The sequence below is a fragment of the Erwinia sp. QL-Z3 genome (genome assembly GCF_004551645.1).
GTDB lineage: Bacteria > Pseudomonadota > Gammaproteobacteria > Enterobacterales > Enterobacteriaceae > Erwinia > Erwinia billingiae.
The window spans coordinates 580,785-606,990 of record NZ_CP037950.1; the positions used below are offsets into that span (position 1 = coordinate 580,785).

Below are 26,206 nucleotides of genomic sequence, written 5' to 3' on the forward strand. Positions count from 1 at the left end.
CATTGAGCCCTGCCATGACTGAAACTGCTTCCCTGACGCCGATTTTTGACGGCCACAACGATTTGCTATTGCGCCTGTGGATGCCTGCTGAGCAGGATCCGGTGACGCAGTTTTTGCACGGCACCTTGCCCGGTCATCTGGATATGGCGCGTATCGTTCAGGGCGGATTCGCCGGTGGCCTGTTTGCGGTATTTATCCCGCCGGTCGAGTTTGTGCAGCAAAGTAATCAGGCTTACAGCGAGGCCGTGCACGATCCGCTAGCCATCACCGAGGCGCAGATTGCGCTGCTGCACAGGATTGAAGCGGAGTCCGCTGGTCGAGCAAAAATTTGCCGCACGGCGGGCGAGATCCAGCGCTGTATTGAACAGGGCGTGCTGGCGATGGTGCTGCATATTGAAGGTGCCGGGGCGCTGGATGACCAGCTCAGCCAGTTGGATCGCTGGATTGATGCCGGTCTGCGCAGCATCGGGCCGTTATGGAATCTGCCGAACCGTTTTGGTGTCGGCGTCACCGGCAGTTTCCCTGGCTCACCCGATACCGGCGACGGGCTGACGCCACTGGGCCTTGCGCTGTTACGCACCTGCAACCAGAAAAAGCTGCTGATCGACCTGTCGCACATGAATGAGAAAGCCTTCTGGCAGACCGCCAAACACAGCAGCGCGCCGCTGGTCGCCACCCATTCTAACGTGCACGCCCTTTGCCCGCAGCCGCGGAATCTGACCGACAGCCAGCTGCAGGCGATTGCCGAAAGCGACGGCTTTGTCGGCGTGAATTTCGGCAATGCGTTCCTGCGCAGCGACGGCAAACGCGACAGCGACACGCCGCTCGGCGACATCCTGCGGCACCTTGAAGGACTGATGGCGGTGCTGGGTGAGGATCGCGTGGGTCTGGGGTCGGATTTCGACGGCATCAGCGTACCGGAGACGCTGAAAGATGCGGCCGGACTGCCGCGTTTGGTCGACGCCATGCGCGCTGCGGGCTATTCGCAACAATTGATCGAAAAAATTAGCTGGCGCAACTGGTTAGCTGTTTTACGGAAAACATGGGGAGAATGAACCACCTGGAACGTTCTGGTGACTGTTCTCTCAATATCCCTGCTGCTTACAGGGTTGATATCGCAAAAGCTTAGGCGCAACATTTGCGCGCCAAATCTTTCGATATTTGACAACAAGCGTATTACCTGCCGAACTTAACGAGCAGAGTCCTGTATTTTTCATAAACACCGTGAGGATCCCACCATGTGGACTAAACCTAAATTTGTTGATTTGCGCTTAGGTCTGGAAGTGACGCTGTACATCTCCAACCGTTAATCCTTTATGCCCACAGCCTGCTGTGGGCATCTTCTCTTCTTTAGCTGGTCTACACATGCAGATTAACGTTCTCGGTTCTGCGGCGGGTGGTGGCTTCCCTCAGTGGAACTGCAACTGCAGGAACTGTCAGGGCGTGCGTAATGGCACCCTGAAAACCTCAGCCCGTACGCAATCCTCCATTGCCCTCAGTGACGATGGCATCAATTTTGTGCTGTGCAACGCCTCGCCAGACATTGCTCATCAGCTGGCGGCCACGCCTGCGCTGAGTAAAAAAGAGGTGCTGCGCGGCACCGCGATCGGTTCGATTATTCTGACCGACAGCCAGATCGATCATACTGCCGGGCTGTTGAGCCTGCGCGAAGGCTGCCCGCATCAGGTGTGGTGTACGCCTGAAGTGCATGACGATCTGACCACCGGCTTCCCGGTGTTCACCATGTTGACCCACTGGAACGGCGGGCTGATCCATCACGGCATTACGCCGGGTGAAGCCTTCTCGGTGGCGGTCTGTCCGGCGCTGACGTTCACGGCGATCCCGCTGTTGAGCAACGCACCGCCCTATTCGGCGTATCGCGGTAAGCCCCTGCCTGGCCACAATATCGCGCTGTTTATTGAAGACACCCGCACCGGTAAGACGCTGATGTACGCGCCCGGCCTGGGTGAACCGGACAGCGAGCTATTGGGCTGGCTGCACAAGGCCGACTGCCTGCTGATTGACGGCACGCTGTGGCAGGACAATGAGCTGGCTAACACCGGCGTCGGCCGCAATACCGGTAAGGATATGGGGCACCTGGCGCTGGCAGAGGAACAGGGGCTGATTGCGCTGCTGGCCTCACTGCCGGCAGAACGTAAAATTCTTATTCATATCAACAACACCAACCCGATCCTCGATGAAGAGTCCGCGGAACGTCAGATGCTGACGTCGCTGGGCATTGAAGTCAGCTGGGACGGTATGGTGATTGAGGTTTAGCGAGACGCAGATGAAACCCGATAATTTCCCGGCCCAACCGATGACGCCTGAAGCCTTTGAACAGGCGCTGCGCGACAAAGGCGCGTATTACCATATCCATCACCCGTACCATATTGCGATGCATAACGGTCAGGCCACGCGTGAGCAGATCCAGGGCTGGGTCGCCAACCGCTTTTATTACCAGACCAGCATTCCGTTGAAGGATGCGGCGATCATGGCTAACTGCCCGCATCCGAAAACCCGCCGCAAGTGGGTGCAGCGTATTCTGGATCACGATGGTCACGACGCCAGCGAAGGCGGTATTGAAGCCTGGCTGCGTTTGGGTGAAGCGGTCGGGCTGGACCGCGACGTGCTGCTCTCCGAGCGGATGGTCTTGCCGGGCGTGCGTTTCGCCGTTGATGCTTACGTCAGCTTTGCCCGCCGTGCCGTCTGGCAGGAAGCGGCCTGTAGCTCGCTGACCGAGCTGTTTGCGCCGCAAATCCACCAGTCGCGCCTCGACAGCTGGCCGCAGCACTATCAGTGGATTGAAGCCGAAGGTTACGGCTATTTCCGCGGCCGTTTAAGCCAGGCCAACCGCGACGTTGAGCATGGCTTACAGCTGGCGCTGGAATATTGCACCACCGTTGAGAAGCAGGAACGCATGCTGGAGATCCTGCAGTTCAAGCTGGATATCCTCTGGAGCATGCTGGATGCGATGACCATGGCCTATACGCTGCATCGCCCGCCTTACCACACCGTGACCGATAAAATGGCCTGGCACAAAGAGAGATTACTGTAATGCTCATCACCGAACAGCAGATCCCCGCCTTTCGCCGTGGCTATCGCCTGCAGTGGGAACAGGCGCAGGACTGCCATGTGATCCTTTACCCGGAAGGCATGGCAAAACTGAATGAGAGCGCGACCGCCATTCTGCAACTCGTGGATGGCGTACGCTCTGTGGCTGTCCTGATCGCTGAACTGAACGCGCAGTTTCCGGATGCCGGTGGCGTGGACGACGACGTCAAAGAGTTCTTTGGTCAGGCTTACGAACAAAAGTGGATAATTTTCCGTGAACCCGCTTAAACCTTCGGTCAATCCGCCGCTCTGGTTGCTGGCTGAGCTGACCTACCGCTGCCCGCTGCAGTGTCCTTACTGCTCCAACCCGCTGGACTTTGCTCAGCAGGATAAAGAGCTGACCACCGAACAATGGATTGAGGTGTTTAAGCAGGCCCGCCAGATGGGTGCCGTGCAGCTGGGCTTCTCCGGCGGTGAACCGCTGGTGCGCAAGGATCTGCCAGAGCTGATCCGTGCCGCAAGGGATCTCGGTTTTTACACCAACCTGATCACCTCCGGCATCGGCCTGACCGAGAAAAAGATCGATGCGTTTGCCGAAGCCGGGCTGGATCATATCCAGATCAGTTTCCAGGCCAGCGACGAAACGCTGAACGCCGCGCTGGCCGGATCGCAAAAAGCCTTCCAGACCAAACTGGCGATGGCCAAAGCGGTTAAGGCGCACGGCTATCCGATGGTGCTGAACTTTGTGCTGCATCGCCACAATATCGATCAGATCGATCGCATTATTGAACTGTGCATTGAGCTGGAAGCGGACGACGTCGAACTGGCAACCTGTCAGTTCTACGGCTGGGCACAGCTCAACCGTGAAGGCCTGCTGCCAACCCGTGAGCAGATCGCCAATGCCGAAGCGGTGGTGCATCAGTACCGCGAGAAGATGACCGCCAGCGGCAACCTCGCCAACCTGCTGTTCGTCACCCCGGATTACTACGAAGAGCGGCCGAAAGGCTGCATGGGCGGCTGGGGAGCGATCTTCTTAAGCGTCACGCCGGAAGGGATGGCGCTGCCGTGCCACAGCGCGCGCCAGCTGCCGGTGGAATTCCCGTCGGTGCTGGAAAACACGCTGCAGGAAATCTGGTACGACTCGTTCGGCTTTAACAAATACCGCGGGTTTGACTGGATGCCGGAACCGTGCCGCTCCTGCTCTGAAAAAGAGAAGGATTTCGGCGGCTGCCGCTGTCAGGCCTTTATGCTGACCGGCAACGCCGACAATACCGATCCGGTGTGCTCGAAATCGCCGCATCACGGCAAGATCCTCGAAGCGCGCGAGCAGGCGAACTGCACCAATATGCAGATCAGCCATCTGCAGTTCCGTAACCGCACCAACTCTCAGCTGATCTTCAAGACTGAGGCCTGATGAGTCAGGCAGCGCCCGGCGAACACCATCGCACCCTAGCCAACGGTTTGCGGATCGCGCTGATCCACGATCCGTCGGCCAGCCGGGCCGCTGCTCTGCTCCAACTCTCCGCCGGCAGCCATCAGGCCCCTGAACAGTGGCCCGGACTGGCGCATCTGCTGGAACACGTGCTGTTTGCCGGCAGCGAAAATTACCGGGATGAAAACCGGCTGATGGCCTGGGGACCGGCGAACGGTGCCCGCTTAAATGCCACCACCCTTGCACATCACACCGCCTGGTTTTTTGATATTGCCAGTGCGCGCTTCGACGCGGGTTTGCGGCGGCTGGTGGATATGCTCGCCAGGCCGTTGTTAAGCCTCGAAGCGATTGCTCAGGAAACGACGGTGATCGACGCCGAGTTCCAGATGCTGACCCGCCATAGCGACAGCCTGTGTGAAGTCGCTCTGAGCCAGGCGGTGGCTGCGCCGCATCGCCTGCATGATTTCCATGTTGGCAATCGGTCGGCCTTTGGCGAGGATACTGGCGCGCTGCAGCAGGCGCTGCGCGACTATCATCAGCGATTTTTCCGCGCGCCCAATCTGCAACTGTGGCTGCACGGGCCGCAGTCGCTGGACGCGCTGGGCGAGCTGGCTGAGCAGGTTGCGGCGGCGTTCACAGCACTGGCTGCCGGCGATAACGGCCGCAGCGGTTTGCCGCAGCAACCCGTCGCCAGGCGTCAGGATGCTGAGCAGATTTCTCTGCCTCAGCAGCCTGAACCGCTTTCCCCCCTGACGCTCACTGCCGCGCGCCATTATGCTTTACGCCTGCCCTCAGCCCATCGCCTGCAGTTAAGCGTTGTCATCCCGGCTGCCGACCGGCAGATGCTGGCGCTGTTCAGCCAGCTGTTAACCGATAAAGCGCAGCACAGCCTGCTGGCGACCCTGCGCGACCTCAACCTGTGCGATGACATTTCGTTGCTGGAACCCTACCGCAGCCCGCAGCAGTCGCTGATTTCAGTGCAGTTCGACCTGTGCGAGTCGGCCAGTCCGGCGAGGGTTGAAGCGGTCTTCAGTCAGTGGCTACGCCAGTCGGCCAGCCTGAATCCTGAGGCACTGGCGCATTATGCCAGGCTGGCCCAGCGGCATGTCGACCAGCTTTCCGGCCTCGATCGGCTCCGCGCGCGCGCTTTTGGTTTTGCGCCTGCTGAGCCGTCGGTAAACCTGCTGGAAGGCTGGCGGACGTTACGCGCGGCGATGCAACCGGCATCCCTCACCCGGCTGTGGGTGACGCCTGGGGTGGAAGTCAGTCGTAAAACGGTGCAGGGATTCACGCTGGACACCGGGGAACTCAGCTGGCCGGAAGCGTCGTGCGACGCCCCGCAAATGACCTTTTACGCGCCCGGCCAGCCGCTCAGTCTGCCTGCGCTGCCGGTTGAAACGGCTGCGCTGCAATGGGTTAACGCCAGTTGCGCGCCGTTGCTGTTGCTGAATCCGCAGGCCGGTCAGCCGTTTTCCCGCCGGGATGCGGCGACGCTTGAAGCCGCGCTGCAACCGGTTATCGGCCTTTGCCAGCACCAGGGCGGCGAGCTAAGCCTGACGCAACGCCAGGGCATCTGGCTGATCCAGCTTAGCGGCAGCGCCAGCCTGATGCAGAATCGCGTGGCGGCGATGATTGAAGCGCTGAGCTCACCGACAGCGGCGGCGATCGCGCAAGGCGACCGGCTGTACCGTAAAGCGCTGCGTTCAGAGCGTGCGGAGATTGCCATCCGCGTGCTGCTGGGACGGCTGCCGGAGGTGCTGAGCGGCTCCGCTGCTGAGCCGCTGACATCAACGGAAGGGCTGAGCGGCTTCACGTCTCAGCCGCTGGATGCAGTGGGCCGGTTAAGTGCCACGCCGAGGCAAGCGGCCACGGCGGGATTGAACGGTACGCCGTGGCAGGCGACGCTGTACGGTGGCGATAACGATCTGCAACTGGCGCTGTCACGGCTTCTGTCTCGCTGGCCTGCCGGGATCATGCCGTGCCCTGATGCCGGGCTCATTCCAAGCCCTGATGGCAGGCTCATTCCAAGCCCTGACGGCAGGCTCATTCCAAGCCCTGACGGCGGGACCATGCCGGGCCTTTTACCTCATCGCCCGCCCTTTTCCTTCCCAACAGAGAGTGACGAGGCGGCATTATTGCTGTTCTGTCCGCTGGCAGAAAACAGCGCGCAGTGCCTCGCTGCCTGGCAATGGCTGGCGTCGCTGTTTGAACCGCGCTTCTTCCAGAAGCTGCGCGTGGAGCTGAATATCGGCTATGTGGTGAGCTGCCGTTTTCATCAGTCTGCTGGCGTGGCCGGCATGCTGTTTGCCCTGCAATCTCCAACCTTAAACCAGCCACAGCTTTCACAACATATCGTCGATTTTATTGCCGATATGGCCGAGGTTATCGACACAATCACTGACGATCAGCTACGGGAGAAATCCACCATGATGAGTGATGCCCTGCCCGCCAGCGCGCCGCAATCGCATACCCAGGTGCTCGATAGCTGGCAGCAACAGCAACTGCATTTACCGCCGCTGACGGCAGATATTTTCTCCGCCCTGTCAGTGGAAAAAATTCAACAGTATTACCGCGTGTTCGCCACCGAAAATCACCGCTGGTTCTGGCTCAATAACAGTCCCTTCCCCTCAGCCTCTGACAACGCGTCAGGGGCTGCTTAAAGTTAACTCACTTTGTACCGATAACCCTTTTACCAGGCTTATCTTCCCTACAGAGTGCGCGCTATGCTTAAAAATATTAAAGTCGTCACCAGCATCATCATTATGTTGATTGTATTCAGTGCGTTACTGCTGCTCTCCAGCGGGCTCTCCTTTAACGCCATTCATCAGGACAAAGATAACTTCGTCCGCGCCAGCGTGCTGACCGAGCAACAGGGGCAGCTGAGCGATGCCTGGCAGACGCTGATTAAAACGCGCGTCACCATTAACCGTGCCGCCATCCGCATCCTGAAAAAACAGACCGATCCAGCCGCACTGGCGGGGATCACCAAGCTGCTGGCGACCGCCAGCACCACGCTGGACGATGCGGCATTCCATTTTGCCAACTATCAGAAAGCGCCACAGCAAAGCGGCCAAAATGCTCAATTAGCCACCACCGTGGCCAATAATTACCAGCAGATGTACGACACGATGAAAATGTCGATTCAGTATCTGGGTGCCAATAATTATGAAGCCTACGGCAATCTGGATGCGCAGAAAGCCCAGGACGATTTGGAAAACAGTTACGAGAGCTGGCGTACGCAGAACCGCCAGCTGCTGGCGGTGGGCATGTCCGAAAACCAGCAGGGCTTCAGCCATATGATGTGGACGCTGGCGACCGTGGTGGTGGTGTTGCTGCTGCTGGTTGTGGCGGTCTGGGTGGTGATTAAACGCGTACTGCTGTCGCCGCTGAAACAGGTGCTGGCGCATATCCAGCGCATCGCGGCGGGCGATCTGTCTGAAACCCTGGTGGTAGAAGGCCGCAGCGAAATGGGGATGCTGGCGAGTAATCTGACGGCGATGCAGCAGTCACTGATTGTCACCGTCGGTCATGTGCGCGACAGCTCCAACGCTATCTTCACCGGGGCCAGCGAAATCTCGCTCGGCAATAACGACCTCTCTTCCCGTACCGAGCAGCAGGCGGCGTCACTGGAAGAAACCGCGGCCAGCATGGAGCAGTTAACCGCCACGGTGAAACAGAATGCCGAAAACGCCCGTCAGGCGTCACAGCTGGCGAAAAGCGCCTCCGAAACCGCCGGAAAAGGCGGCAAGGTGGTCGATGGCGTGGTGAAAACCATGAGCGAAATTGCCGGAAGCTCGAAGAAGATTGCCGATATCACCAGCGTGATAGACGGTATCGCCTTCCAGACCAATATTCTGGCGCTGAACGCCGCGGTGGAAGCGGCCCGTGCAGGCGAACAGGGTCGCGGTTTTGCGGTGGTGGCCGGCGAAGTGCGTAACCTTGCCCAGCGCAGCGCCCAGGCGGCGAAAGAGATCAAAACGTTGATCGAAGATTCGGTTAACCGCGTCAATGCCGGCTCTTTGCAGGTCGAAACGGCTGGCGAAACCATGCACGATATCGTCAACGCGGTGGTTCGCGTCACCGATATTATGGGTGAAATTGCCTCGGCGTCCGATGAACAGAGTCGCGGTATCGATCAGATTGGCCTGGCGGTCACCGAGATGGATCGGGTAACGCAGCAGAACGCCTCGCTGGTGCAGGAATCCGCGGCGGCGTCCGCTTCGCTGGAAGAACAGGCCAGCCGTCTGTCTCAGGCGGTTGCGGTGTTTAAAATTGGTCAGCAAACGCTGTTGCCCGCCGTCAGCCAGCCGGTGAAAGCGATAGCGACCCTGCCCCGTAAGGCGCTGACCGTCAGCACCGATCAGGGTAACTGGGAAACCTTTTAAGCTGTGACAGTCCGGCCTCACTCCGGGGCCGGTTATTTTGCCGGGCGTTGCGTGCCGCCGATAACCGGCAGCACCTCGCGCATCAGCGCCAGAAACTGCCGCAGCTTGGCGGGATAAAAGCGCGCATACGGGTAAACCAGATACACCGGTAGCGGCGCCGCGTGCCAGTCCGGACAGAGATGGCGCAAGCGGCCTTGTTCAATATCCTCTTTCACCGCCCAGGACGAGGCAATCCCCACCCCCATTCCCGCCAGCACCGAATTGCGTAAGGCATACAAACTGTCGGTCAGCAGCTGCGGACGAATATCTATGCGCTGCGTATTGCCCTGTTCACTATTCAGCACCACTTCCTGTCGGTAAAAGGTACTTAACGCTACCCAGGGTAATTCGGCCAGCGCCGCAGGAGAGTCAGTGTCGGATGCAAGGCCTGCGAGCGCCGGTGCGGCCACCACAATGCGTGGCACCTCCGCCACTAACAGCGCCACCACCGACGGATCGGTCAGCGCACCGACGTGTACCGCGCAGTCGATTCCTTCGGCGATAAAGTCCGGGCGACGATCGCTGAGCATCCATTCGATGGTCATTTTCGGGTAGCGCTGCAGATAGTCCTGCAGCGGCGCAATCATCTGATCCTGACCAAAGGCATGCGGCACCAGTACCCGCAGCACGCCTTTCGGCTCTTCCGCCGCGCCGCGCAGGTCGTCCTCTATCGCCTGCCAGCGCTCGACCAGTTCCTGCGCATGAGCAAAACAGCGTTCGCCGTCATCGGTCAGCTTCATCACGTGGGTGGTGCGCTGCAACAGCTTGACGCCGAGCAGGCGTTCAAGAGATTGCAGACGACGGCTGATGGTCGGCTGGGTGGTGCTCAGACGCAGCGCAGCCGCAGACAAACTGCCTGATTCAACGATGCGCACAAAGGTGTGCATTAACTCTATACGGTCAATGCCTGACAGAAGGGATTCTTTCATACGTTAGACGTATAACAGTTTTACCGCTCGGGCGACTACCCTTTGATCACCGATCCGGTAAAAATGTGATCATCATCGCACAACAGAGCTAACACCATGTCCATGACACAGACTGCCGACACCCACGAAAAAGGCATCACCGGCCGTACGGTCCTGATGCTCGCCACCGGCGCGGGCTTTTCCGTCGCCTCTATTTATTACAGCCAGCCGATGCTTGGCATCCTGGTTAACGAACTGCATGCGGGCGTCAGTACCGTCGGGCTGGTGCCGACGCTGACCCAGATTGGCTATGCGTTGGGCATTTTGCTGCTGGCACCGCTGGGCGATCGCCACGATCGCCGTCAGATCATTATTCTGAAAGGCGTGCTGCTCACGGCGGCGTTGCTGCTTAGCGCCTTCAGTGGCGGTATCAGCATGTTGCTGGTTGCCAGCCTGGCGGTGGGCATCGCGGCGACGATGGCGCAGGATATCGTTCCGGCCGCCGCCACGCTTTCGCCTGCGGCACAGCGTGGCAAAACGGTCGGCACGGTGATGACCGGCCTGCTGCTGGGCATTTTGCTATCCAGGGTGTTGAGCGGTTTCGTCGCGGAGTACTTCGGCTGGCGCAGCATGTTTGGCGCGGCGGCGGTGATGGTGGTGGCAATTACGCTGGTGATCTGGCGCAGCCTGCCTGCCATCCCCGCCAGCGCCACCATGAGCTATCCGGCGCTGTTGGCCTCAATGCGTCATCTGTGGACCGAATACAAACCGCTGCGCAGAGCCACGCTGGCACAGGCGTTGCTCTCCGTCGGCTTCAGCGCCTTCTGGTCGACGCTGGCGGTGATGCTGCATGACGTCTATCAGCTGGGCAGTGCCACCGCCGGCATGTTCGGTCTGGCCGGTGCCGCCGGTGCACTGGCCGCGCCGTTAGCCGGTTCACTGGCCGATCGCCGTGGCCCGGAGCTGGTCACCCGCATTGGCACCGGGCTTGCCACCGTCTCGTTCGCGCTGATGTTTTTGCTGCCGCTGTTGCCTGCGCCTTATCAGCTGGCGCTGATCGTGATCTCGGCCATCGGCTTCGACTTTGGCGTGCAGTCCACGCTGGTGTCTCACCAGTCGATTATCTTCAGTCTTGAACCGGCAGCACGCAGCCGACTGAATGCGCTGATGTTTACCGGGGTGTTTATCGGCATGGCGGCAGGTTCGGCATTAGGCAGTGTGATTCTGGAACATACGGGCTGGCAAGGCGTGGTCGTGCTGTTAACCCTGGCCGGATTTGGCAGCATGGTGGTGCGCTGGATGAGTAAAGGCTTACATCAAAAGGCGGACTAAGGGCAAATTCAGGACGAGTCTTTCTCGCAGGCATCGTCTGCGGGTAAACATGAAGCGGTCAGTCAGAAAACGCTGGCCGTTATTTCTTTCGGTAACGCGTGGGCCAGATTTGCTCAGGCCGGGCATCCAGGGCGGCGGCAATCAGCAGCTCGCCTTTGGGCCAGGGACGGCGCAAGGCATTGGAGAGGGTTGAAGAGGCCAGTCCGGATTCCCGGGATAAAGCCGACAAATTCGTGCCTCTTTTCTTTAACGCCGCAATAATGTCTGCGGGATGCCAATCATCTTTGTTCATTGCCTTCCCCAACCTGCAGATAAAAGTCTCACTTGTAGACGATGAGTCACAATCATATCACGTTATTTTCCTAATGTGACTAATAGTCCGTGGACTAATAGACTGCAAAGCGCAATGCTGAGCGCATGGAAAAGCTAAACACCACCAAAGTTCTTTTTGGAAAAAGAGTTAAACAACTCAGACTGCAGGCAGGCTTGTCGCAAGAAGCATTCGCACATAAATGCGGGCTGGATCGCACCTATGTGTCTGGAATTGAGCGAGGTTTACGCAACCCGACGCTGGAAGTGATTGCCATTCTGGCCAAAGGTTTGGGAATTGAACTTAAAAATCTGATTGAGTTTTAATCGCAGAAGCTAAATATTTTTATTTTTTTATACTGAGCTATTTCATCCGGTTGCAAGTGAGCGCCAAAATAAAACCTTTCTGACACGTTAAAAAAAACCTTTTTCAGTTTTTACTCACGAAAATAATTAATTTTTTCGGATTTTACCCGTCACCTTTTTTTAAAAAAACTGAGCGGCACGCTGGCCGCTCGTTCTGTCAGCACTAAAATCCGTAACGAATGGCATCCTTACTTTGCTGCATTAATCCGTCTATCTTCAATGAATACAACTCCACACCTGCCCCGTCTCCCGCCTGTGAACATTCCCGACGTTTCGCGTTGTAGGCTTTCATCAGCTGTGCCTGAGCAAAACCGGGTTTACCGTAACAGGTCACGCTTTGCTCCCAGCAGGCAATCGCGCGGTCGCTGTCCTGCTGTTCCTGGAAACGTTTCCCCAGCTCGTTAAGCGCAGTGGCGCACTCTTTGGCCGGAAGCCCTTGTTGCATGATGTCATCTATTGCCTGGTCCATAACGCCTCCGTTAATGGAAGAAGTTGAGAATGTGGCCGAAGATCAGCCCGACGCTGATCACGTCTGAGTCACTGAAGGTGACGTTGGCCATACCGTATTGCCCCAGCAGCGGCAGCAGCAGCGCCGGCAGTAAGGTGATAAACAGCCCGTGGAAAACGCCACCGATGATCGCCCCGCGACGTCCGCCCACCGCATTAGCAAAGATCCCGGCAGTCCCGCCGGCAAAGAAGTTGGTTAACATGCCCGGCAGGATCATCGCCAGACCGACCCACGGGAACAGCAGCATGCCGATCACCGAGCCGATGGTGGTGGAGATAAAGCCGATAATTACCGCGTTTGGCGCATACGGGAACAGTACCGGACAGTCGAGAGCCGGAACGGCATTCGGTACGATGCGCAGCGCGATGCCGCGAAACGCCGGAACAATTTCGGCCAGCAGTAAACGCACCCCGGACAGCAGCACATACACCCCAACCACAAACTGAATCGCCTGCAGGAAGGAATAGACCAGATAGTTAACGCCATTGGATGAGGCGGCGACCACTTCCGGACCGGCAACGATCGCCGGGATCAGGTAGATCGGGATCATCACCACCATCATCGACAGGTAGGTATCCTGCAGGAATGAGAGTGCCTGCGGCAGCTCCAGATCCTCGGTACTTTTGCTGACGTCGCCGGTCACTTTGGCCACGCCAGCCTGCACGATATAGCCGACAGTACAGAAATGGCCGAGCGCGAAATCATCACCACCGGTGATCTTGCGGACAATCGGCTGAGCCAGCGCCGGCATAAACACCGCCATCATTCCGGCAATCACCCCGCCCAACACGATCAGCTCGACGCCACGCAGCCCGCCCATATACCCAATCACCGAACAGACGGTCGCCATCCACAGCGACGCCTGCCCGGTCAGAAAGATATATTTGTAGCGGGTGAAACGGGCAATGGCGATATTGACGATAAAGGCGATCACCATAATCAGTGCGGTCTCACTGCCCAGCGTTTGCTGAGCGATACCGGCAATCGAACCGACGTCGGTAACCACACCGCGCATATGGAAGCCTTTCTGGAATATCTCACCCAAGAAGGTTAAGGTGCCGACAATAATATTGGCACCCGCCAGAATGACCAAAAAGCCTAAGAGGGTTTTTAAGGTGCCAGTAATCACCTGGCCCGGACTTTTCTTCAACGAGATCAGACCGATCATGGCGATCAATGAGATCAGTATTGACGCTTGTCCCAGCACATCATGGACAATAAAGTTAAGGAAAGACATGGTAGTCCCCTGTTTCTGTCACAGTAAACGGATAAGTTTAAAAATGGATCAGAGCATGTAGCCTTTTTCTTTTAGTATCGGCTCAAGCTTGGTTTTAATTTCGTTCTTATCGACCAGACGCTTCAGATAAATAACGGTCGCGTTAATGGTGTAATGCTGAAACTGTGAACGGAAGTTCTCACCGGTCATAATAATGTCGGCGCGGGAGGAGGTGGCGCTGGAGATATCGCAATGCGAAAGATCGGCTTCAATGCCAAGATCCTTTAAGGCCGCTTCAATACTCATTTCGCACGCAAAGCTGCTGCCCAGCCCTGCGCCACACACTGCAAGAATAGATAACTTTTTCATCAGGTATTCCTTAGTTGATCATCTGTAAGTTTCTTGCCGCTACCACTAAATGCGGATCGGGTTGTCTTTTACCTGCTGCGATAGCCTGCAGCCTGATACATGTTGTTTGTCCCCGTGCCATGCCAATCACCAGCCCGCTTTCACCTTGCTGAATAAGCTGCAAGGCCTGCTGACCGGAAGCGGAGGCCAGTAACCGGTCGGCTGTCACAGGCGTCGCCGCGCGCTGACAATATCCCGGCAGGGTGTAACGCACCGGCACATCGAGCGTCGCTTCAAGCTGCTGCCCTAACGCCACCGCACCGCCCTGGCTTCCTGCCATTACCCTTCCGCTGCCTGCCACGCCTTCGGCACACACCACGATGCCGTAGCCAAAAGGCGCGCTAAGACAGTGGCGTAAGCGCTGCTGCAACCAGTGCATATCCGGCGGGATCTCCGGGATTAACACCGCATGTGCCGCGCCGGCCAATGCGCCGCTGAGCGCCAGATGCCCACAGCCTGCACCGAACGCTTCCAGCAGATAAATCCGCCCCGGCATGTTGTGCGCCGTACCGTGCAGCTGGTCCAGCGCCTGCGCAATCACCCCCACCGCGCTGCTAAAGCCCAGCGTGTCATCCAGACCGGGGATGTCATTGTCTACCGTCATCGGGATCAGCAGGACTGGCTGCCCCTCTTCCTGCAAACACCTTGCCGCCTGCAGCGAGCCGCCGCCGCCGAACACCAGCAGAAGATCGACGTCAAGTTCCCGTAACCGCCTGCGGATGCTGGCCCTTCCCGCCGGCTGCCAGGCAAGCTGACTGCGGGCGCTGCGTAAAACGTTACGGTTGCTGGCGACCGCCAGCCTGACCTCGGTTTCATTCAGCATAAAAGGCGCGTGATGAATAATGCCGTCATAGCCACCATGAAACGCCAGCACAGACTCAGCGTGCTGAACCAGCGGCAAAATAGCCGAATTAATCCCTACGGCATCTCCGCCGCTGGCAATCAGTGCAATTTTTCGCTTCATGATCGGGCTCTTTTAAAACTGGCTGAGAATATCCAGTACGGCGTGTTTACTTCGAGCATTCTTTAATTTATCCAGCACGTCATCCTCGCAAAAAAGCCGGGACAGGCTGGCAATCATTTCAATATGTGAATGACTGTCGATGGCCGCCAGGGCAAATACCACATAAACAGGATCGTTATCAGGGCTATTAAAACTGACGCCTTCGGAAATAATGATTAGCGACAGTGCTGTTTTAATCACGCCCTCTTCCGGTCTGGCATGGGGCATTGCGATGCCTTCTCCTAACACATAATAGGGCCCTATTTCCCGATGCATATCATAGATGGCGTTCAGGTAGCGCGGCTCGACGGAGCCGTTGTCGACCATCGGCTGCACGGCCAGCTTCACCGCGTGTTGCCAATCATTAACATGGGTGAACAGTGAAAGATTACTTTCGTTAATCCAGTCAGTCAGCATAGTGTTCCTTATTTAGAAAATAAGCGTTAATTCAATATACTTTCCAGCCAGGGGTTAAAACGTGATCCAGTCACCTATTTTAAAATTAAATAAAAATAATTTAGCCTAAAAAGAGATTGAAAAATAAAGCAATAAGATCACGCTGGTAATTTAATAAAAACCAGTGACATTTCATTTAAAATAAATGATATTGAGATCGTTCCTGCCATTAATTCCGGCGGAAAGTTATCAGTTATAATTAACTGTGGTTAAAACCTCTCTGGTCCAGGCAATAATATTTTCATTGTTGATAACCTTGGTCTGGTCGGCAATATAAACCGGACTTAACTGCATCGGCCCGGCGCGTTCAGCCAGCGCAATCAGTTCAGGAATATATTCGGCACCGGGATGACCGGGTAAACGATCGCCCAACCGGGCCGCATAACGCTGCGCCGCCAGTTCGCCGGGAAGCTGACACCAGATTTCGGCCAGGGATCTGACGTTCGCCTGCTGTAAGTAATTCACCAGACTCTCTTTGGGTTGGAAGCCAAACCACGCATCAACAATAAAGGTGCAGCCTTGTGGCGCTGCGGCAATCACAGACCAAATGGCCTGATAGCTGGCAATGCCCAGCCGACGATTAAGCGGACGATCCAGCTGGTCGAACTGCTGCATAAACGGTTCTTTAATGCCGTCCACCGACAATACGGGCCAGCCGGTTGCCTGCGATAAAGCCCGCGCGATGCTGCTTTTTCCCGAAGCGGGGATGCCGTTAACCATCACGACGCGTTTACCGGCGTTGACCGGGTCGGCGTGGCTGGCGGTTGCCCTTCCATCAGACATGATTGACCTGCTCCTCGCTTTTCACTTCCGCCGTGGTGGCGGTAAAATATTTCCCGATAACCGCCTGAATCTCCCGCAGTCTTGGCACCGCTAAGGTTTCCAGCTTTTCACGGGTGACCGTGCGGTCCAGCGAGATGCAATCTTTCCATAATGCACGGCCTGCAATCACACCGGAAGCCCCATTGCTCATGGCATCGGCCACCTGGCCGAGGAAGGTTGCGTGGTCAACACCGGCGGAGAGCACGGCCCACGGCACATCGCCGGAAATTTCAGTGATGGCGGCACAGGCGGCAGGCGATCCCGGATACGGAATTTTCAGCACTTTCGCACCGCAATCCAGCGACAGTTTGGTGCCTTCATAGATAAGCGCAGGAACCTTGCTTTTATAGTCCGCATCGCTCTCGCCTTCTAACTGATAGGTAAGGAACTCGACCACCAGCAGCAGATCTTCTTTGCTGAAGTCTTCGATACAGTGGCGGAGAATAGCGAGGTTATGGTCGTTGGCCTCCGGACGATCGGCACGCAGGTAGACCATGATTTTGCCACCGTTGCCGCCCAGCTCACGCACGCGGCGGGCGTTGATGCCTTCCACCAGACGTGAATTGCGGTAGCCTTCGGCGGTGGTATCCCAGCCTGAGGCATCCAGCCCAATCAGCAGCGCGGTGTCGCGGGCAATGATGCCGTCATCCACCAAATCGGGGACCGCACAGACCGGACCCACCAGCACACAGGAGGCCTGGCTGGCCAGATACTGGGTGATATCCGCCTTGATGCGACCGAGCTGCTGTTCGGAAATGGCTTTCTGCTGATCCGGGTCGGATGAGAGCAGGCTGCGCATTGCGCCACGTTGATCGCAGGCAATGACCAGCATTGCGCCGTTGCTGCCGCAAATCTGTTGATAACCACGCAGTTCTGACGTTGACATATGTGACATTATTTTTGTCTCCTGGACAGTTTTTCAGTTTTAGAACACGGTTACAGCCTCATTTTTCAGTGTGCGACTTCATACCCGATCCCCCTGGAGCATCAGTGCTGATGCGGCGTCCTGTCAGGGTTTTTGCCGGGTATACGCATTGCAATTTGTGGGGTGTTGCGCAATAATCCTTCAATCGATGAACTGAGTGTAATACATTGCAGAAAGGAATTTCAAGCTGAAAGAACCTCTTTTACAAGACGCCGCGACAACGCGGGCGATGATGCATATGGTGGCAAAGTTGCACTATCAGTCAGACATGGCTCAGGTGGACATTGCTAAAAAACTGGGCGTATCGACCGCCACCATCTCGCGGCTGCTGAACAAAGCCCGCGCGGCGGGGATCGTGCGGATCGAGGTGGTGGAACTGACGTCGCCTGAAGAGATCACCGCCGATCTTATCCAGCGGCTGGGGCTGAAAAGCGCCGCTGTGGTGGAGCCACCGCCGACCAATATCCTCGGCTCGCTGGCCACGCCGCTGGCGGGCTTGCTGCAGCAGGCCGATCTGGCGGCCGGTTCGGTGATCGGCATTGGCTGGGGTCGTGCGGTGCGGGAAGTGACCATGGGCGGCCTGCCGAAAATTCCTGGCGTGATGACGGTAGCGATGAACGGCGGGATGCAGCAGGCGGCGGCGCATTTTCAGATCAATGAATTTGTCCGTCAGGCGGCGGAACAGATGGGCGGCGTGCCGCATTTCCTGCATGCGCCCTACCTGACCTCGCCGATGTTGCGTGAGGCATTTCTGGCTGATGCCGGCGTGCAGCAAATTATTTCACTGTGGGATAACCTCGACGTGGCGATTGTCGGCGTCGGCTTAACCCATCATCTGCCGGCCCCGTCAGAAACCACCACCGCCACCGCCAACGAGCAGGCGCTCAGCCAGGCGGCGGGCGACGTGCTGCGGCATTACGTGACCGAAAGCGGTGAGATCCTGCACTGGGAAGGCGAAGAGCGGATGATCGCCGCCTCCACCGCCCAGCTGCGCAATACCACCTTGAGTATTGGCGTGGCGGCCACGCCGGAAAAAGCGGCTGGCATCATTGGCGCGGTGCGCTCCGGGATGATCAACGCGCTGGTGACCGATGTCACCACCGCCCAGGCAATCCTCGACCGCTTAATGGTGGAGTGATAATAATTCCCCCTGATTTATTCGGGGGCGTTATTTTTAGCAGCACGTTATGCGTTTTTCAGAATTATCTTTCCGCGCAAATAACAATAAGAATGGTTATCAAAACCATTTGGAAAATTGAATAATTGGTATTAATGCGCGAATAGTTATCACTTAACTATCATAATGTTACGAACACCAAATAATAAGATAAAATCCGCAACTAACGGTTTTTATTTAGGCAACATGCGTGCATAATTGCGCCCAATGACACTTCTAATAATATCCCATCATCGCTAATGGAGCCTTTATGCTGACTGCCGACATGACCGCCAAACTGAACGATCAATTAAACCTGGAGTTCTACTCTGCCAATCTGTACCTGCAGATGAGCGCCTGGTGTGCTGACAAAGGTTTTGAAGGGGCTGCGGCCTTTATGCGTGAACACTCCGTTGAAGAGATGCAGCATATGCAGCGTCTGTTTAACTACCTGAGCGACACCGGCGCGATGCCGGTACTGGGCAGCATTGCGGCTCCGCCGGTGACCTTTAACTCGCTGAACGAAGTGCTGGAGCAGGCTTACGAGCACGAGAAGCTGATCACTGGCAAGATCAACGAACTGGCGCACGCGTCAATGACCACTCAGGACTACTCAACCTTTAACTTCCTGCAGTGGTACGTTTCCGAGCAGCACGAAGAAGAGAAGCTGTTCAAATCCGTGCTGGATAAACTGGCGCTGGTTGGCACCGGTGGACAGGGCATGTTCTTCGTTGATAAAGATCTGATGAAGATGAGCACCACCAGCAACCCACAGGCTTAAGCCGGGTCAGTCCGGGCGCGATAGCCCAAGTTAAAAAAAAACGCCTGACAGCATTTGTCAGGCGTTTTGCTTTTCAGCGGCAGGGAAAGCGGGGCTTACTGCTCTTCAAGCGGGAATTTGACGCCCTGGCAATGCATTCGGAACAGCCTGGCGAGGTGCGCGCCCATCGGGGTGAGCGTGGTGTCCTTGCGTTGGATTAGATAGAAGGTCGCTTTGGGCAGCGGCTCCTTAATCTTTAATGCCACCAGATGATTGCCGAGGATCGGATCGGAAATCACATCCAGCGAGAGGATGCTGACAAAGTCACTTTGCGCCACCAGGCTGGTGCAGGCCATAAAGGTTTCGCAGGTGACGCTGATCGCCGGGGCCATGCCCATATCGGTAAACAGCTCGTGCAGCAAGCGGTAGTAACTGCCTTTCGGCGTCGGCATCGTCCAGTCGCAATGTTGCAACTCCGCCAGCGAGGTGGCGTGTTCAAGCGGATGCCCTTTGCGTACCACCACCCGATATTCCCGCTCCATCAGACGCTCGTAGCTCAGTTCGTTATCCAGATGGCTCTGATAATAGGTATTGATGGTGAAATCCAGCTCGCCCTGACGCAGTTCGGGGATCATCGACACCAGCTGACCTTCAACAATTCTGACCTTCACCTTGGGGAACTGGCGATGAAACTGAGTTATCACCTGCGGCATAATGGTGCGGGCAATACTTCCGCCCACGCCAATGTTGACCGACCCGCCGGCATGGCCCAGCCGCTGCTGAATATCCTCCTGCGCCACCCGTAACTCTTCGAGGATCAGGCTGGCATGCTGAAAGAAATTATCGCCAACATCGGTCAACTCAACCCCTTGCCTGCGGCGGATAAACAGCCGCGCACCAAGGACTTCCTCCAGCTCCTGAATCGATTTAGTTAACGCCGGCTGGGACAAATTTGATGCACGGGCGGCGGCACGGATACTGCCCGCCCGGGTGACATCGACAAAGGCACGGAGCTGATGAAGCTTAATGGAAGCAGGCATAAAACCTCGACAAGGATGATAACCGGTGTTTATCAGTGCAAAGATATTGTCATCTTCTTCCCCCTGCTGCCAATGTGTACAGTCAAAAAAAAGACACATTCTCCACCCGGCCCTTCTGTTGGCCATTTGGTACCCCCGGCAACATCGTTTTTGACTAACCCGGCGCGGCTTTATTGCGCCAGTATCCAGACACCTGTTTACCCGTCCCTGATAATTTTCGGGCCTGTTTTGCTGCCTGCAAAATTTATCCTGTCATTCTGAGGAAGAGAAAATGGAACAAGCTGTTGCTGATTTCGTCCGTGAAATCGCCCCCACGCTACAAACCCGACGACGCGACCTGCACAAATATGCCGAGTCCGGCTGGTTAGAATTCCGTACCGCCACCCTGGTGGCCGAAGAGCTGCACCGGCTGGGATACCCGCTCAAGCTGGGCAGAGAGGTGATCGATGCCGACGCCCGCATGGGCCTGCCGTCCGCCGAGGTGCTGGCGCAGCAGGAGCAGCGGGCGCTAAGCCAGGGCGCACTGCCCCAATGGCTGTCACATTTTTCCGGCGGCTTTTGTGGCATCGTCGCCACCTTAGACACCGGCCGCCCAGGTCCGGTGATGGCTTTTCGGGTGGATATGGATGCGCTGGACGTGATTGAGCTGCAGGCGGAAGAACACCGCCCGTTCGCCGACGGCTTTGCCTCCTGCAACGAGGGCATGATGCATGCCTGCGGCCATGATGGTCACACCTCGATAGGCCTGGGGCTGGCTCAGGTGCTGAAGCAGTTTGAGTCCCAGCTGTGCGGCACCATCAAGCTGATTTTCCAGCCGGCCGAAGAAGGCACGCGCGGCGCGAAATCGATGGTTGCGGCTGGCGTGGTGGATGACGTCGATTTCTTTACCGCCATCCATATCGGCACCGGCGTGCCGGCCGGTGAGCTGGTCTGCGGCAGCGATAATTTTATGGCCACCACCAAGCTGGACGTCACCTTCCGTGGCGTCGCCTCCCACGCGGGTGCGCGGCCGGAAGAAGGGAACAATGCCCTGCTGGCGGCGGCTCAGGCCACGCTGGCGCTGCATACCTTACCGCAGCACAGCGGCGGCAGTTCGCGCATCAACGTCGGCGTGCTGCAGGGCGGCACCGGGCGCAACGTGGTGGCCGATCGCGCTTTTATGAAGGTGGAAACCCGTGGCGCAACCAACGAGATTAACGACTTTATCTACCAGAAAACCCTGCAGGCACTGGCGGGCGCGGCAGCGATGTATGGCGTGCAGCACGAGGTGACGCTGATGGGTGCGGCCCGCAGCAGCAAGCCGACCCAGCCGTGGGTCAACTATATTCGCCAGCAGGCCAGCCGTATTCCTGAACTGACCTCGCTGGTCGATCAGCGCGGGCAGGCCGCCGGATCCGAAGACGCGACCTATATGATGGAGCGCGTGAAGGAATTGGGCGGACAGGCCTCCTACATCATCTTCGGTACCGAACTGAGCGCCGGGCACCATAACGAGAAGTTTGATTTTAACGAGCAGGTGATGGCCACGGCGGTGAAAACCCTCGCCGCGCTGGCGCTCAATATTCAGGACTTCAGGGAGGAGGCGTAATGTCTGACGAATTCAGCGCCTTTGTCGCGCACTATATCGACAGCAACCAGTCCCGCTTCACCGCCCTGAGCGATGCCATCTGGGATCATCCCGAAACCCGCTTCACCGAAACCTTCTCCGCGGATCTGCTGGCGACGGCGCTGGAAGAGGAAGGCTTTGCCGTCGAGCGCGGCGTGGGCAATATCGACACCGCGTTTATCGCCAGCTTCGGCAGCGGCAAGCCGGTGATTGCGCTGCTGGGCGAGTACGATGCGCTGGCCGGATTAAGCCAGCAGTCAGGCTGCGCCACGCCCGATCCGCTGGTCGAAAATGGCAACGGCCACGGCTGCGGTCACAACCTGCTGGGCACCGCCGCGCTGGCCGGTGCCTTTGCGGTCAAAGCCTGGATGACCCAGCAAGGCTTACCGGGCACCGTGCGCTTCTACGGTTGTCCGGGTGAAGAAGGCGGTTCCGGCAAAACCTTTATGGTGCGCGAAGGGCTGTTTGATGACGTCGATGCCGCGCTGACCTGGCACCCGGAAGGCTTCAGCGGCATGTTTAATACCAGCACGCTGGCCAATATCCAGGCCGCCTTCCACTTCAAAGGCGTTGCGGCCCACGCGGCGAACTCCCCTCACCTCGGTCGCAGCGCGCTGGATGCGGTGACGCTGATGAACACCGGCGCGAACTTCCTGCGCGAACACATCATTCAGGAAGCCCGTCTGCACTATGCGGTGACCAATACCGGCGGCAGCTCCCCCAATGTGGTGCAGGCCGATGCCGAAGTGCTGTATTTGATCCGCGCGCCCCAGCTCGATCAGGCCGAAAACATCTATCAGCGGGTGATTAATATCGCCAGGGGCGCGGCGCTGATGACCGACACCACCCTGACCCTGCGCTTTGATAAAGCCTGCTCGAACTACGTACCCAACCGGGCGCTGGAAAGGGTGATGTACGGTTACCTGTACGAGTACGGCATTCCTGATTACAGCGCCAGCGAGCGGCAGTTCGCGCACGAGATCCGCCAGACGCTGAGCAAAGAGGATTTGCAGAACGCTAAGCTGAACATCGCCCGCACCGGCGGCGCGGCAGGCAAGGCCTGGGTGGCGGCGCTGGGTGACAAGCAGCTGATGGACGAGGTGGCGCCTTACTGTGAATCCGACGAGGTGATGTACGGCTCAACCGATGTCGGTGACGTCAGCTGGATTGCACCAACCGCACAGTGCTTCACCCCCTGTTTTGCGCTGGGTACGCCGCTGCACACCTGGCAGCTGGTGGCGCAAGGCCGCACGCCGATTGCCCATAAAGGCATGTGTCTTGCAGGTAAAACCCTGGCCGCCACCGCGATTGCGTTGCTCAGCGATAGCGCGCTGCTGGAAAAAGCACAACAGGAGTTCCGCCAGGCGCGCGAACAACAGCCTTATCACTGTCCGATCCCGGCGGGTGTGAAACCCTCACCCCTGGCTTAGTTCCACCGTCCGACCCTGAGGCTGGGCTCGATCCCAGCCCAAAAATTATAAGCATAAGCAAACACAACCAAGACCGAGGGTAAAGCATGAGTGAAGCAACCAGCCCGGGGAAAAGCCCAGGCAAGATTTTTTACTGGATTGAGCGGGTCGGCAATAAGATCCCGAATCCCTTCCTGCTGTTCGTTTACCTGATCGTGGTGCTGATGGTGTCGACCGCAGCGATCTCCTGGCTGGGCGTGTCGGTGAAGAACCCGGCCAACGGCGAGATCATCCACGTTAAGAACCTGCTGAGCGTTGCGGGGATCCAGTGGATCCTGCCGAACATCATCAAAAACTTCAGCGGCTTTGCACCACTGGGATCGATTCTGGCGCTGATGATCGGTGCCGGACTGGCGGAAAAAGTCGGCCTGTTGCAGGCGCTGATGCATAAGATGGCGTCGTTTGTCAGCGCCCGGTATGCCAGCTATATGGTGCTGTTTATCGCCTTCTTCAGCCATATCTCTTCCGATGCCGCGCTGGTGGTAATGCCGCCGCTGGGCGCGCTGATGTTTATCGCGGTGGGTCGTCATCCGGTGGCTGGCCTGCTGGCCGCCATTGCCGGTGTAGCCTCCGGCTTTACTGCCAACCTGTTGATTGTCACCACCGACGTGTTGCTCTCCGGCATCAGCACCGAAGCGGCCAAAGCCGTCAGTGATACGGTGCACGTCAGCGTGGTCGATAACTGGTTCTTTATGGCCTCATCGGTGGTGGTGCTGACCCTTGCCGGCGGTCTGCTGACCGATAAGTTTGTTGAACCGCGCCTGCCGGCATGGAAAGGCAACAGCAATGAGCAGCTGGCCACGCTGACGCCGAGTCAGAATCGCGGGCTGATGATGAGCGGCATCGCCGGGCTGATTTTTGTTGCGCTGGTGGCGCTGCTGGTGGTGCCGGAAGGCTCGCCGCTGCGTCAGCCGGGCACCGGCTCAATCATCCCGTCGCCGTTTATTCAGGGCATCGTGCCGCTGATCATTCTGTTCTTTTTTGTAGTGGCGATTACCTACGGTGTGGTGACCAAACAGATCCAGCGCCCGGACGATATTCCGCAACAGCTGATCGAACCGATGAAGAGCATGGCGGGCTTTATCGTGATGGTGTTCCCGCTGTCGCAGTTCGTGGCGTTCTTTAACTGGAGCAACATGGGCAAGTTTATGGCGGTGGGGCTGACCGATATTCTGGAGTCCGCCGGGATGACCGGTGCGCCGGCCTTTATCGGGCTGATGTTCCTGTCGGCGTTCCTGTGCATGTTTATCGCCAGCGGTTCGGCGATCTGGTCAATTCTGGCGCCGATCTTTGTGCCGATGTTTATGCTGCTGGGCTTCCATCCGGCGTTCGCCCAGATGATTTTCCGCATTGCCGACTCGTCGGTGCTGCCGCTGGCCCCGATGTCGCCGTTCCTGCCGCTGTTCCTCGGCTTCCTGCAGCGCTACCGCAAAGACGCGCAGCTGGGCACTTACTACATGCTGATCATGCCCTATCCGCTGGTGTTCTTTAGCGTGTGGTTCCTGCTGCTGCTGGCGTGGTACGCGCTGGGCCTGCCGATCGGGCCGGGCGTCTGGCCGGGCATGCCGACCCAGGGCTAGTTTCCTGGCGGCGTAAGGTAAAAAGGGGCAACCACGGTTGCCCCTTCTGCTTTCTGGCTGACGGCTAGCGGTGCGCGGCAGCCACCGCATCCTGCAGGTTCAGGCGCTGCCAGAAGTTCTGCTCTGGCGTGTTGCCGGAAAGCGGATAGCCGCCGGCAAGCGCGGTAGACACCATCAGCTGACGACGCTGGGCATCGGTCAGATCGGGCAAGGGCCCTTTCAGCAGCACTTCCGCCCCTTCTGGCACCACCACCGGCGAGACCTTCACTTTCTGCTGTGGCAGGTTGTAGGTCATGGTGAAGCGGTAGAAGGTTTTCATCTCAGGCGCGGTATAGGGATCGGCTTCGCCAGCCGGTTTAGCACAGACCTCCAGTGAGGTGCCGCACTCCTTCTCCAGCGCGTGACGCAGCTGATCGCGTGCCTCAATAAACAGGCCGCGATACTTCGCATCATTGAGATAATGGGCCACGTTACGCTGCGCCACCATCCGCGATCCGATCAGGTCGATCGGGTAATGCACGCCCAGCACCATGCGCGAATAGCCGTAGCGGGCCGCACGATCCACCAGCGGCACAAACCGCTCTGGCAGCATTTCGCCCAGCAATAAGGCATCGGTATAGGCGGTATTGGTGTGGCCGCTCGGATAGGATCCTTCGGTGGCGCTGTAAGGTTTGTTGTCCTTCACCACCGCCGTGTCCGGCACAAAGTGAATGCTGTTGCCGTCGATCAGGAACGGACGCGGATTGTTGAACTGTTTTTTAGCGGCGCTGGTGCTGACTTCGCTGGCTTTGATCAACGCGGCGGCTTTGCCGATCTCGCCTTTGTTGTAAGCGTTCAGGAAGGCCTGGCCCAGTTTCGGTCCCAGCGCATCCGCCAGGAAGAACAGATGATCCTGGCCTTCGGCGTCGATCAATGCCTGCGTGCGCTGGCCCTGGCTGGCATTCAGGTTAACGTTCTCCACGGTTTTCAGGCTGGCGGCAATGGTGCTTTTCGGCAATGCCGGGAACGCCGTTAACAGCTGGATACCCGCCTGCTGATTGGCTTTCTTCTGGAAGTCGTAGCCACTCTCTTTCAGCCACTTTTTATCCGCCAGCATTTTGCTCTGTTTGGTGTCGTCCAGCTGGTCACGCGTCAGGGTGGCGGCATCCCCTTTCAGCGCGGCGATCAGCGACTGCTGGATTGCCGCATCAAAGGCGACAAACTGTGGGTCGCTGGCGGGTGTGGTGGTGTCGGCGATGGCGCGGATATGTTCGAAGGTCAGTGTTGCCGGTTTCGCCTGGGCCAACTGGCTGAGCACCAGTGCGCCTGCCAGCAGAGAGTAACGATAGCGCATTGCCGTTCCTTATGAAATTGAAGGTGTTAACTGCCTGGAGAGCAGACTAGAAGACAATTATGACAGAAATGTTGCAAGGCATATTCTGTTACCATTTGCGCC

26 protein-coding genes are annotated in these 26,206 nt (G+C 57.6%); 15 read left to right on the forward strand and 11 right to left on the reverse strand.

The genetic code is table 11. From position 1 onward, the window contains the following. Nucleotides 1-14 precede the first annotated feature (14 nt). The 8 genes from E2F51_RS03310 to E2F51_RS03345 all read left to right on the forward strand — a co-directional run bounded on the left by E2F51_RS03310 (nucleotide 15) and on the right by E2F51_RS03345 (nucleotide 8,868). Nucleotides 15-1,055: a dipeptidase gene (locus tag E2F51_RS03310; RefSeq protein ID WP_134822734.1), complete on the forward strand. Its 1,041-nt coding sequence runs from the start codon at nucleotides 15-17 to the stop codon at nucleotides 1,053-1,055. A gap of 183 nt (nucleotides 1,056-1,238) precedes the next feature. Continuing rightward, nucleotides 1,239-1,310: a pyrroloquinoline quinone precursor peptide PqqA gene (gene pqqA, locus E2F51_RS03315; RefSeq protein WP_071822147.1), complete on the forward strand. Its 72-nt coding sequence runs from the start codon at nucleotides 1,239-1,241 to the stop codon at nucleotides 1,308-1,310. Nucleotides 1,311-1,365: 55 nt separating this feature from the next. After that, the gene (pqqB, locus tag E2F51_RS03320) at nucleotides 1,366-2,277 is read left to right on the forward strand and encodes a pyrroloquinoline quinone biosynthesis protein PqqB (RefSeq protein WP_134822735.1); all 912 of its coding nucleotides are present in this window, start codon (nucleotides 1,366-1,368) and stop codon (nucleotides 2,275-2,277) included. A gap of 10 nt (nucleotides 2,278-2,287) precedes the next feature. Then, nucleotides 2,288-3,055, forward strand: a complete 768-nt coding sequence (pqqC, locus tag E2F51_RS03325; protein WP_134822736.1) for a pyrroloquinoline-quinone synthase PqqC — start codon at nucleotides 2,288-2,290, stop codon at nucleotides 3,053-3,055. Further along, nucleotides 3,055-3,339 (forward strand): pyrroloquinoline quinone biosynthesis peptide chaperone PqqD, encoded by a 285-nt coding sequence (gene pqqD / locus E2F51_RS03330; protein WP_371732157.1) that lies wholly within the window; start codon nucleotides 3,055-3,057, stop codon nucleotides 3,337-3,339. Before pqqC ends, pqqD begins: the two co-directional genes overlap by 1 nt. Further along, nucleotides 3,326-4,465, forward strand: a complete 1,140-nt coding sequence (gene pqqE, locus E2F51_RS03335; RefSeq protein WP_134822737.1) for a pyrroloquinoline quinone biosynthesis protein PqqE — start codon at nucleotides 3,326-3,328, stop codon at nucleotides 4,463-4,465. The genes pqqD and pqqE overlap by 14 nt, the downstream gene beginning before the upstream one ends. Further along, a complete protein-coding gene (gene pqqF, locus E2F51_RS03340) occupies nucleotides 4,465-7,143 on the forward strand; it encodes a pyrroloquinoline quinone biosynthesis protein PqqF (RefSeq protein ID WP_134822738.1) in 2,679 nt (892 codons plus the stop codon). Before pqqE ends, pqqF begins: the two co-directional genes overlap by 1 nt. 63 nt (nucleotides 7,144-7,206) lie before the next feature. Further along, on the forward strand, nucleotides 7,207-8,868 hold the full coding sequence (locus tag E2F51_RS03345; RefSeq protein ID WP_134822739.1) for a methyl-accepting chemotaxis protein: 1,662 nt from the start codon (nucleotides 7,207-7,209) through the stop codon (nucleotides 8,866-8,868). A gap of 32 nt (nucleotides 8,869-8,900) precedes the next feature. Here the strand turns inward: E2F51_RS03345 and E2F51_RS03350 are convergent, their stop codons facing one another. Beyond that, nucleotides 8,901-9,836: a LysR family transcriptional regulator gene (locus E2F51_RS03350; protein ID WP_134822740.1), complete on the reverse strand. Its 936-nt coding sequence runs from the start codon at nucleotides 9,834-9,836 to the stop codon at nucleotides 8,901-8,903. A gap of 96 nt (nucleotides 9,837-9,932) precedes the next feature. On the opposite strand from E2F51_RS03350, the gene E2F51_RS03355 reads away from it, so the two are divergent. Continuing rightward, nucleotides 9,933-11,147 carry an MFS transporter gene (locus E2F51_RS03355; RefSeq protein ID WP_134822741.1) on the forward strand — a complete coding sequence of 405 codons (1,215 nt, stop codon included), beginning with the start codon at nucleotides 9,933-9,935 and terminating at the stop codon, nucleotides 11,145-11,147. Between the two features lie 79 nt (nucleotides 11,148-11,226). On the opposite strand, the gene E2F51_RS03360 is transcribed toward E2F51_RS03355, so the two are convergent. Continuing rightward, a complete protein-coding gene (locus tag E2F51_RS03360; RefSeq protein WP_013203796.1) occupies nucleotides 11,227-11,439 on the reverse strand; it encodes a helix-turn-helix transcriptional regulator in 213 nt (70 codons plus the stop codon). 125 nt (nucleotides 11,440-11,564) lie between these two features. Here E2F51_RS03360 and E2F51_RS03365 point away from each other — a divergent pair, with 125 nt between their 5' ends. Beyond that, entirely contained in the window at nucleotides 11,565-11,783 is a 219-nt protein-coding gene (locus E2F51_RS03365) for a helix-turn-helix domain-containing protein (protein WP_013203797.1), read from the forward strand. Between the two features lie 202 nt (nucleotides 11,784-11,985). Here the strand turns inward: E2F51_RS03365 and E2F51_RS03370 are convergent, their stop codons facing one another. From E2F51_RS03370 to E2F51_RS03400, 7 genes are all read right to left on the reverse strand, one after another. Beyond that, nucleotides 11,986-12,291 carry a hypothetical protein gene (locus tag E2F51_RS03370; protein ID WP_013203798.1) on the reverse strand — a complete coding sequence of 102 codons (306 nt, stop codon included), beginning with the start codon at nucleotides 12,289-12,291 and terminating at the stop codon, nucleotides 11,986-11,988. 10 nt (nucleotides 12,292-12,301) lie between these two features. Beyond that, entirely contained in the window at nucleotides 12,302-13,567 is a 1,266-nt protein-coding gene (locus E2F51_RS03375) for a PTS sugar transporter subunit IIC (RefSeq protein ID WP_013203799.1), read from the reverse strand. A 48-nt stretch (nucleotides 13,568-13,615) separates the two neighbouring features. Further along, nucleotides 13,616-13,915, reverse strand: a complete 300-nt coding sequence (locus E2F51_RS03380; RefSeq protein WP_013203800.1) for a PTS sugar transporter subunit IIB — start codon at nucleotides 13,913-13,915, stop codon at nucleotides 13,616-13,618. Between the two features lie 10 nt (nucleotides 13,916-13,925). Continuing rightward, a complete protein-coding gene (locus E2F51_RS03385; RefSeq protein WP_134822742.1) occupies nucleotides 13,926-14,918 on the reverse strand; it encodes a 6-phosphofructokinase in 993 nt (330 codons plus the stop codon). 12 nt (nucleotides 14,919-14,930) lie between these two features. Further along, nucleotides 14,931-15,374, reverse strand: a complete 444-nt coding sequence (locus E2F51_RS03390; RefSeq protein ID WP_013203802.1) for a PTS sugar transporter subunit IIA — start codon at nucleotides 15,372-15,374, stop codon at nucleotides 14,931-14,933. 228 nt (nucleotides 15,375-15,602) lie between these two features. After that, a complete protein-coding gene (locus E2F51_RS03395; protein WP_134822743.1) occupies nucleotides 15,603-16,196 on the reverse strand; it encodes an AAA family ATPase in 594 nt (197 codons plus the stop codon). Further along, on the reverse strand, nucleotides 16,189-17,130 hold the full coding sequence (locus E2F51_RS03400; RefSeq protein WP_134822744.1) for a tagatose-bisphosphate aldolase: 942 nt from the start codon (nucleotides 17,128-17,130) through the stop codon (nucleotides 16,189-16,191). The genes E2F51_RS03395 and E2F51_RS03400 overlap by 8 nt, the downstream gene beginning before the upstream one ends. 268 nt (nucleotides 17,131-17,398) lie before the next feature. On the opposite strand from E2F51_RS03400, the gene E2F51_RS03405 reads away from it, so the two are divergent. Both E2F51_RS03405 and ftnA read left to right on the forward strand, forming a co-directional pair. Then, nucleotides 17,399-18,298, forward strand: a complete 900-nt coding sequence (locus E2F51_RS03405; RefSeq protein WP_013203805.1) for a sugar-binding transcriptional regulator — start codon at nucleotides 17,399-17,401, stop codon at nucleotides 18,296-18,298. A gap of 289 nt (nucleotides 18,299-18,587) precedes the next feature. Then, complete coding sequence (ftnA, locus tag E2F51_RS03410; RefSeq protein ID WP_013203806.1) at nucleotides 18,588-19,097, forward strand: non-heme ferritin; 510 nt, start codon at nucleotides 18,588-18,590, stop codon at nucleotides 19,095-19,097. Between the two features lie 95 nt (nucleotides 19,098-19,192). Here ftnA and E2F51_RS03415 read toward each other — a convergent pair whose 3' ends face one another. Next, the gene (locus E2F51_RS03415; protein WP_053145116.1) at nucleotides 19,193-20,116 is read right to left on the reverse strand and encodes a LysR family transcriptional regulator; all 924 of its coding nucleotides are present in this window, start codon (nucleotides 20,114-20,116) and stop codon (nucleotides 19,193-19,195) included. Between the two features lie 271 nt (nucleotides 20,117-20,387). Here E2F51_RS03415 and E2F51_RS03420 point away from each other — a divergent pair, with 271 nt between their 5' ends. From E2F51_RS03420 to abgT, 3 genes are all read left to right on the forward strand, one after another. Beyond that, nucleotides 20,388-21,704 (forward strand): M20 family metallo-hydrolase, encoded by a 1,317-nt coding sequence (locus E2F51_RS03420; RefSeq protein ID WP_134822745.1) that lies wholly within the window; start codon nucleotides 20,388-20,390, stop codon nucleotides 21,702-21,704. Then, a complete protein-coding gene (locus tag E2F51_RS03425) occupies nucleotides 21,704-23,152 on the forward strand; it encodes a M20 family metallopeptidase (RefSeq protein ID WP_134822746.1) in 1,449 nt (482 codons plus the stop codon). Before E2F51_RS03420 ends, E2F51_RS03425 begins: the two co-directional genes overlap by 1 nt. An 86-nt stretch (nucleotides 23,153-23,238) precedes the next feature. Beyond that, nucleotides 23,239-24,771, forward strand: coding sequence for a p-aminobenzoyl-glutamate transporter (gene abgT / locus E2F51_RS03430; protein ID WP_053144760.1), 1,533 nt, complete (start codon nucleotides 23,239-23,241; stop codon nucleotides 24,769-24,771). 64 nt (nucleotides 24,772-24,835) lie between these two features. Here abgT and E2F51_RS03435 read toward each other — a convergent pair whose 3' ends face one another. Beyond that, nucleotides 24,836-26,104, reverse strand: coding sequence for a phosphatase PAP2 family protein (locus tag E2F51_RS03435; RefSeq protein ID WP_134822747.1), 1,269 nt, complete (start codon nucleotides 26,102-26,104; stop codon nucleotides 24,836-24,838). Nucleotides 26,105-26,206: the final 102 nt, after the last annotated feature.

What these genes read in the sequence shown, in the direction of transcription:
- E2F51_RS03310 (WP_134822734.1), top strand. Translation starts at nt 15, where the DNA reads ATGACTGAAACTGCTTCCCTGACGCCGATTTTTGACGGCCACAACGAT.
- pqqB (WP_134822735.1), top strand. Translation starts at nt 1,366, where the DNA reads ATGCAGATTAACGTTCTCGGTTCTGCGGCGGGTGGTGGCTTCCCTCAG.
- pqqC (WP_134822736.1), top strand. Translation starts at nt 2,288, where the DNA reads ATGAAACCCGATAATTTCCCGGCCCAACCGATGACGCCTGAAGCCTTT.
- pqqD (WP_371732157.1), top strand. Translation starts at nt 3,055, where the DNA reads ATGCTCATCACCGAACAGCAGATCCCCGCCTTTCGCCGTGGCTATCGC.
- pqqF (WP_134822738.1), top strand. Translation starts at nt 4,465, where the DNA reads ATGAGTCAGGCAGCGCCCGGCGAACACCATCGCACCCTAGCCAACGGT.
- E2F51_RS03345 (WP_134822739.1), top strand. Translation starts at nt 7,207, where the DNA reads ATGCTTAAAAATATTAAAGTCGTCACCAGCATCATCATTATGTTGATT.
- E2F51_RS03350 (WP_134822740.1), bottom strand. Translation starts at nt 9,836, where the DNA reads ATGAAAGAATCCCTTCTGTCAGGCATTGACCGTATAGAGTTAATGCAC.
- E2F51_RS03355 (WP_134822741.1), top strand. Translation starts at nt 9,933, where the DNA reads ATGTCCATGACACAGACTGCCGACACCCACGAAAAAGGCATCACCGGC.
- E2F51_RS03360 (WP_013203796.1), bottom strand. Translation starts at nt 11,439, where the DNA reads ATGAACAAAGATGATTGGCATCCCGCAGACATTATTGCGGCGTTAAAG.
- E2F51_RS03365 (WP_013203797.1), top strand. Translation starts at nt 11,565, where the DNA reads ATGGAAAAGCTAAACACCACCAAAGTTCTTTTTGGAAAAAGAGTTAAA.
- E2F51_RS03370 (WP_013203798.1), bottom strand. Translation starts at nt 12,291, where the DNA reads ATGGACCAGGCAATAGATGACATCATGCAACAAGGGCTTCCGGCCAAA.
- E2F51_RS03375 (WP_013203799.1), bottom strand. Translation starts at nt 13,567, where the DNA reads ATGTCTTTCCTTAACTTTATTGTCCATGATGTGCTGGGACAAGCGTCA.
- E2F51_RS03380 (WP_013203800.1), bottom strand. Translation starts at nt 13,915, where the DNA reads ATGAAAAAGTTATCTATTCTTGCAGTGTGTGGCGCAGGGCTGGGCAGC.
- E2F51_RS03385 (WP_134822742.1), bottom strand. Translation starts at nt 14,918, where the DNA reads ATGAAGCGAAAAATTGCACTGATTGCCAGCGGCGGAGATGCCGTAGGG.
- E2F51_RS03390 (WP_013203802.1), bottom strand. Translation starts at nt 15,374, where the DNA reads ATGCTGACTGACTGGATTAACGAAAGTAATCTTTCACTGTTCACCCAT.
- E2F51_RS03395 (WP_134822743.1), bottom strand. Translation starts at nt 16,196, where the DNA reads ATGTCTGATGGAAGGGCAACCGCCAGCCACGCCGACCCGGTCAACGCC.
- E2F51_RS03400 (WP_134822744.1), bottom strand. Translation starts at nt 17,130, where the DNA reads ATGTCACATATGTCAACGTCAGAACTGCGTGGTTATCAACAGATTTGC.
- E2F51_RS03405 (WP_013203805.1), top strand. Translation starts at nt 17,399, where the DNA reads ATGGTGGCAAAGTTGCACTATCAGTCAGACATGGCTCAGGTGGACATT.
- ftnA (WP_013203806.1), top strand. Translation starts at nt 18,588, where the DNA reads ATGCTGACTGCCGACATGACCGCCAAACTGAACGATCAATTAAACCTG.
- E2F51_RS03415 (WP_053145116.1), bottom strand. Translation starts at nt 20,116, where the DNA reads ATGCCTGCTTCCATTAAGCTTCATCAGCTCCGTGCCTTTGTCGATGTC.
- E2F51_RS03420 (WP_134822745.1), top strand. Translation starts at nt 20,388, where the DNA reads ATGGAACAAGCTGTTGCTGATTTCGTCCGTGAAATCGCCCCCACGCTA.
- E2F51_RS03425 (WP_134822746.1), top strand. Translation starts at nt 21,704, where the DNA reads ATGTCTGACGAATTCAGCGCCTTTGTCGCGCACTATATCGACAGCAAC.
- abgT (WP_053144760.1), top strand. Translation starts at nt 23,239, where the DNA reads ATGAGTGAAGCAACCAGCCCGGGGAAAAGCCCAGGCAAGATTTTTTAC.
- E2F51_RS03435 (WP_134822747.1), bottom strand. Translation starts at nt 26,104, where the DNA reads ATGCGCTATCGTTACTCTCTGCTGGCAGGCGCACTGGTGCTCAGCCAG.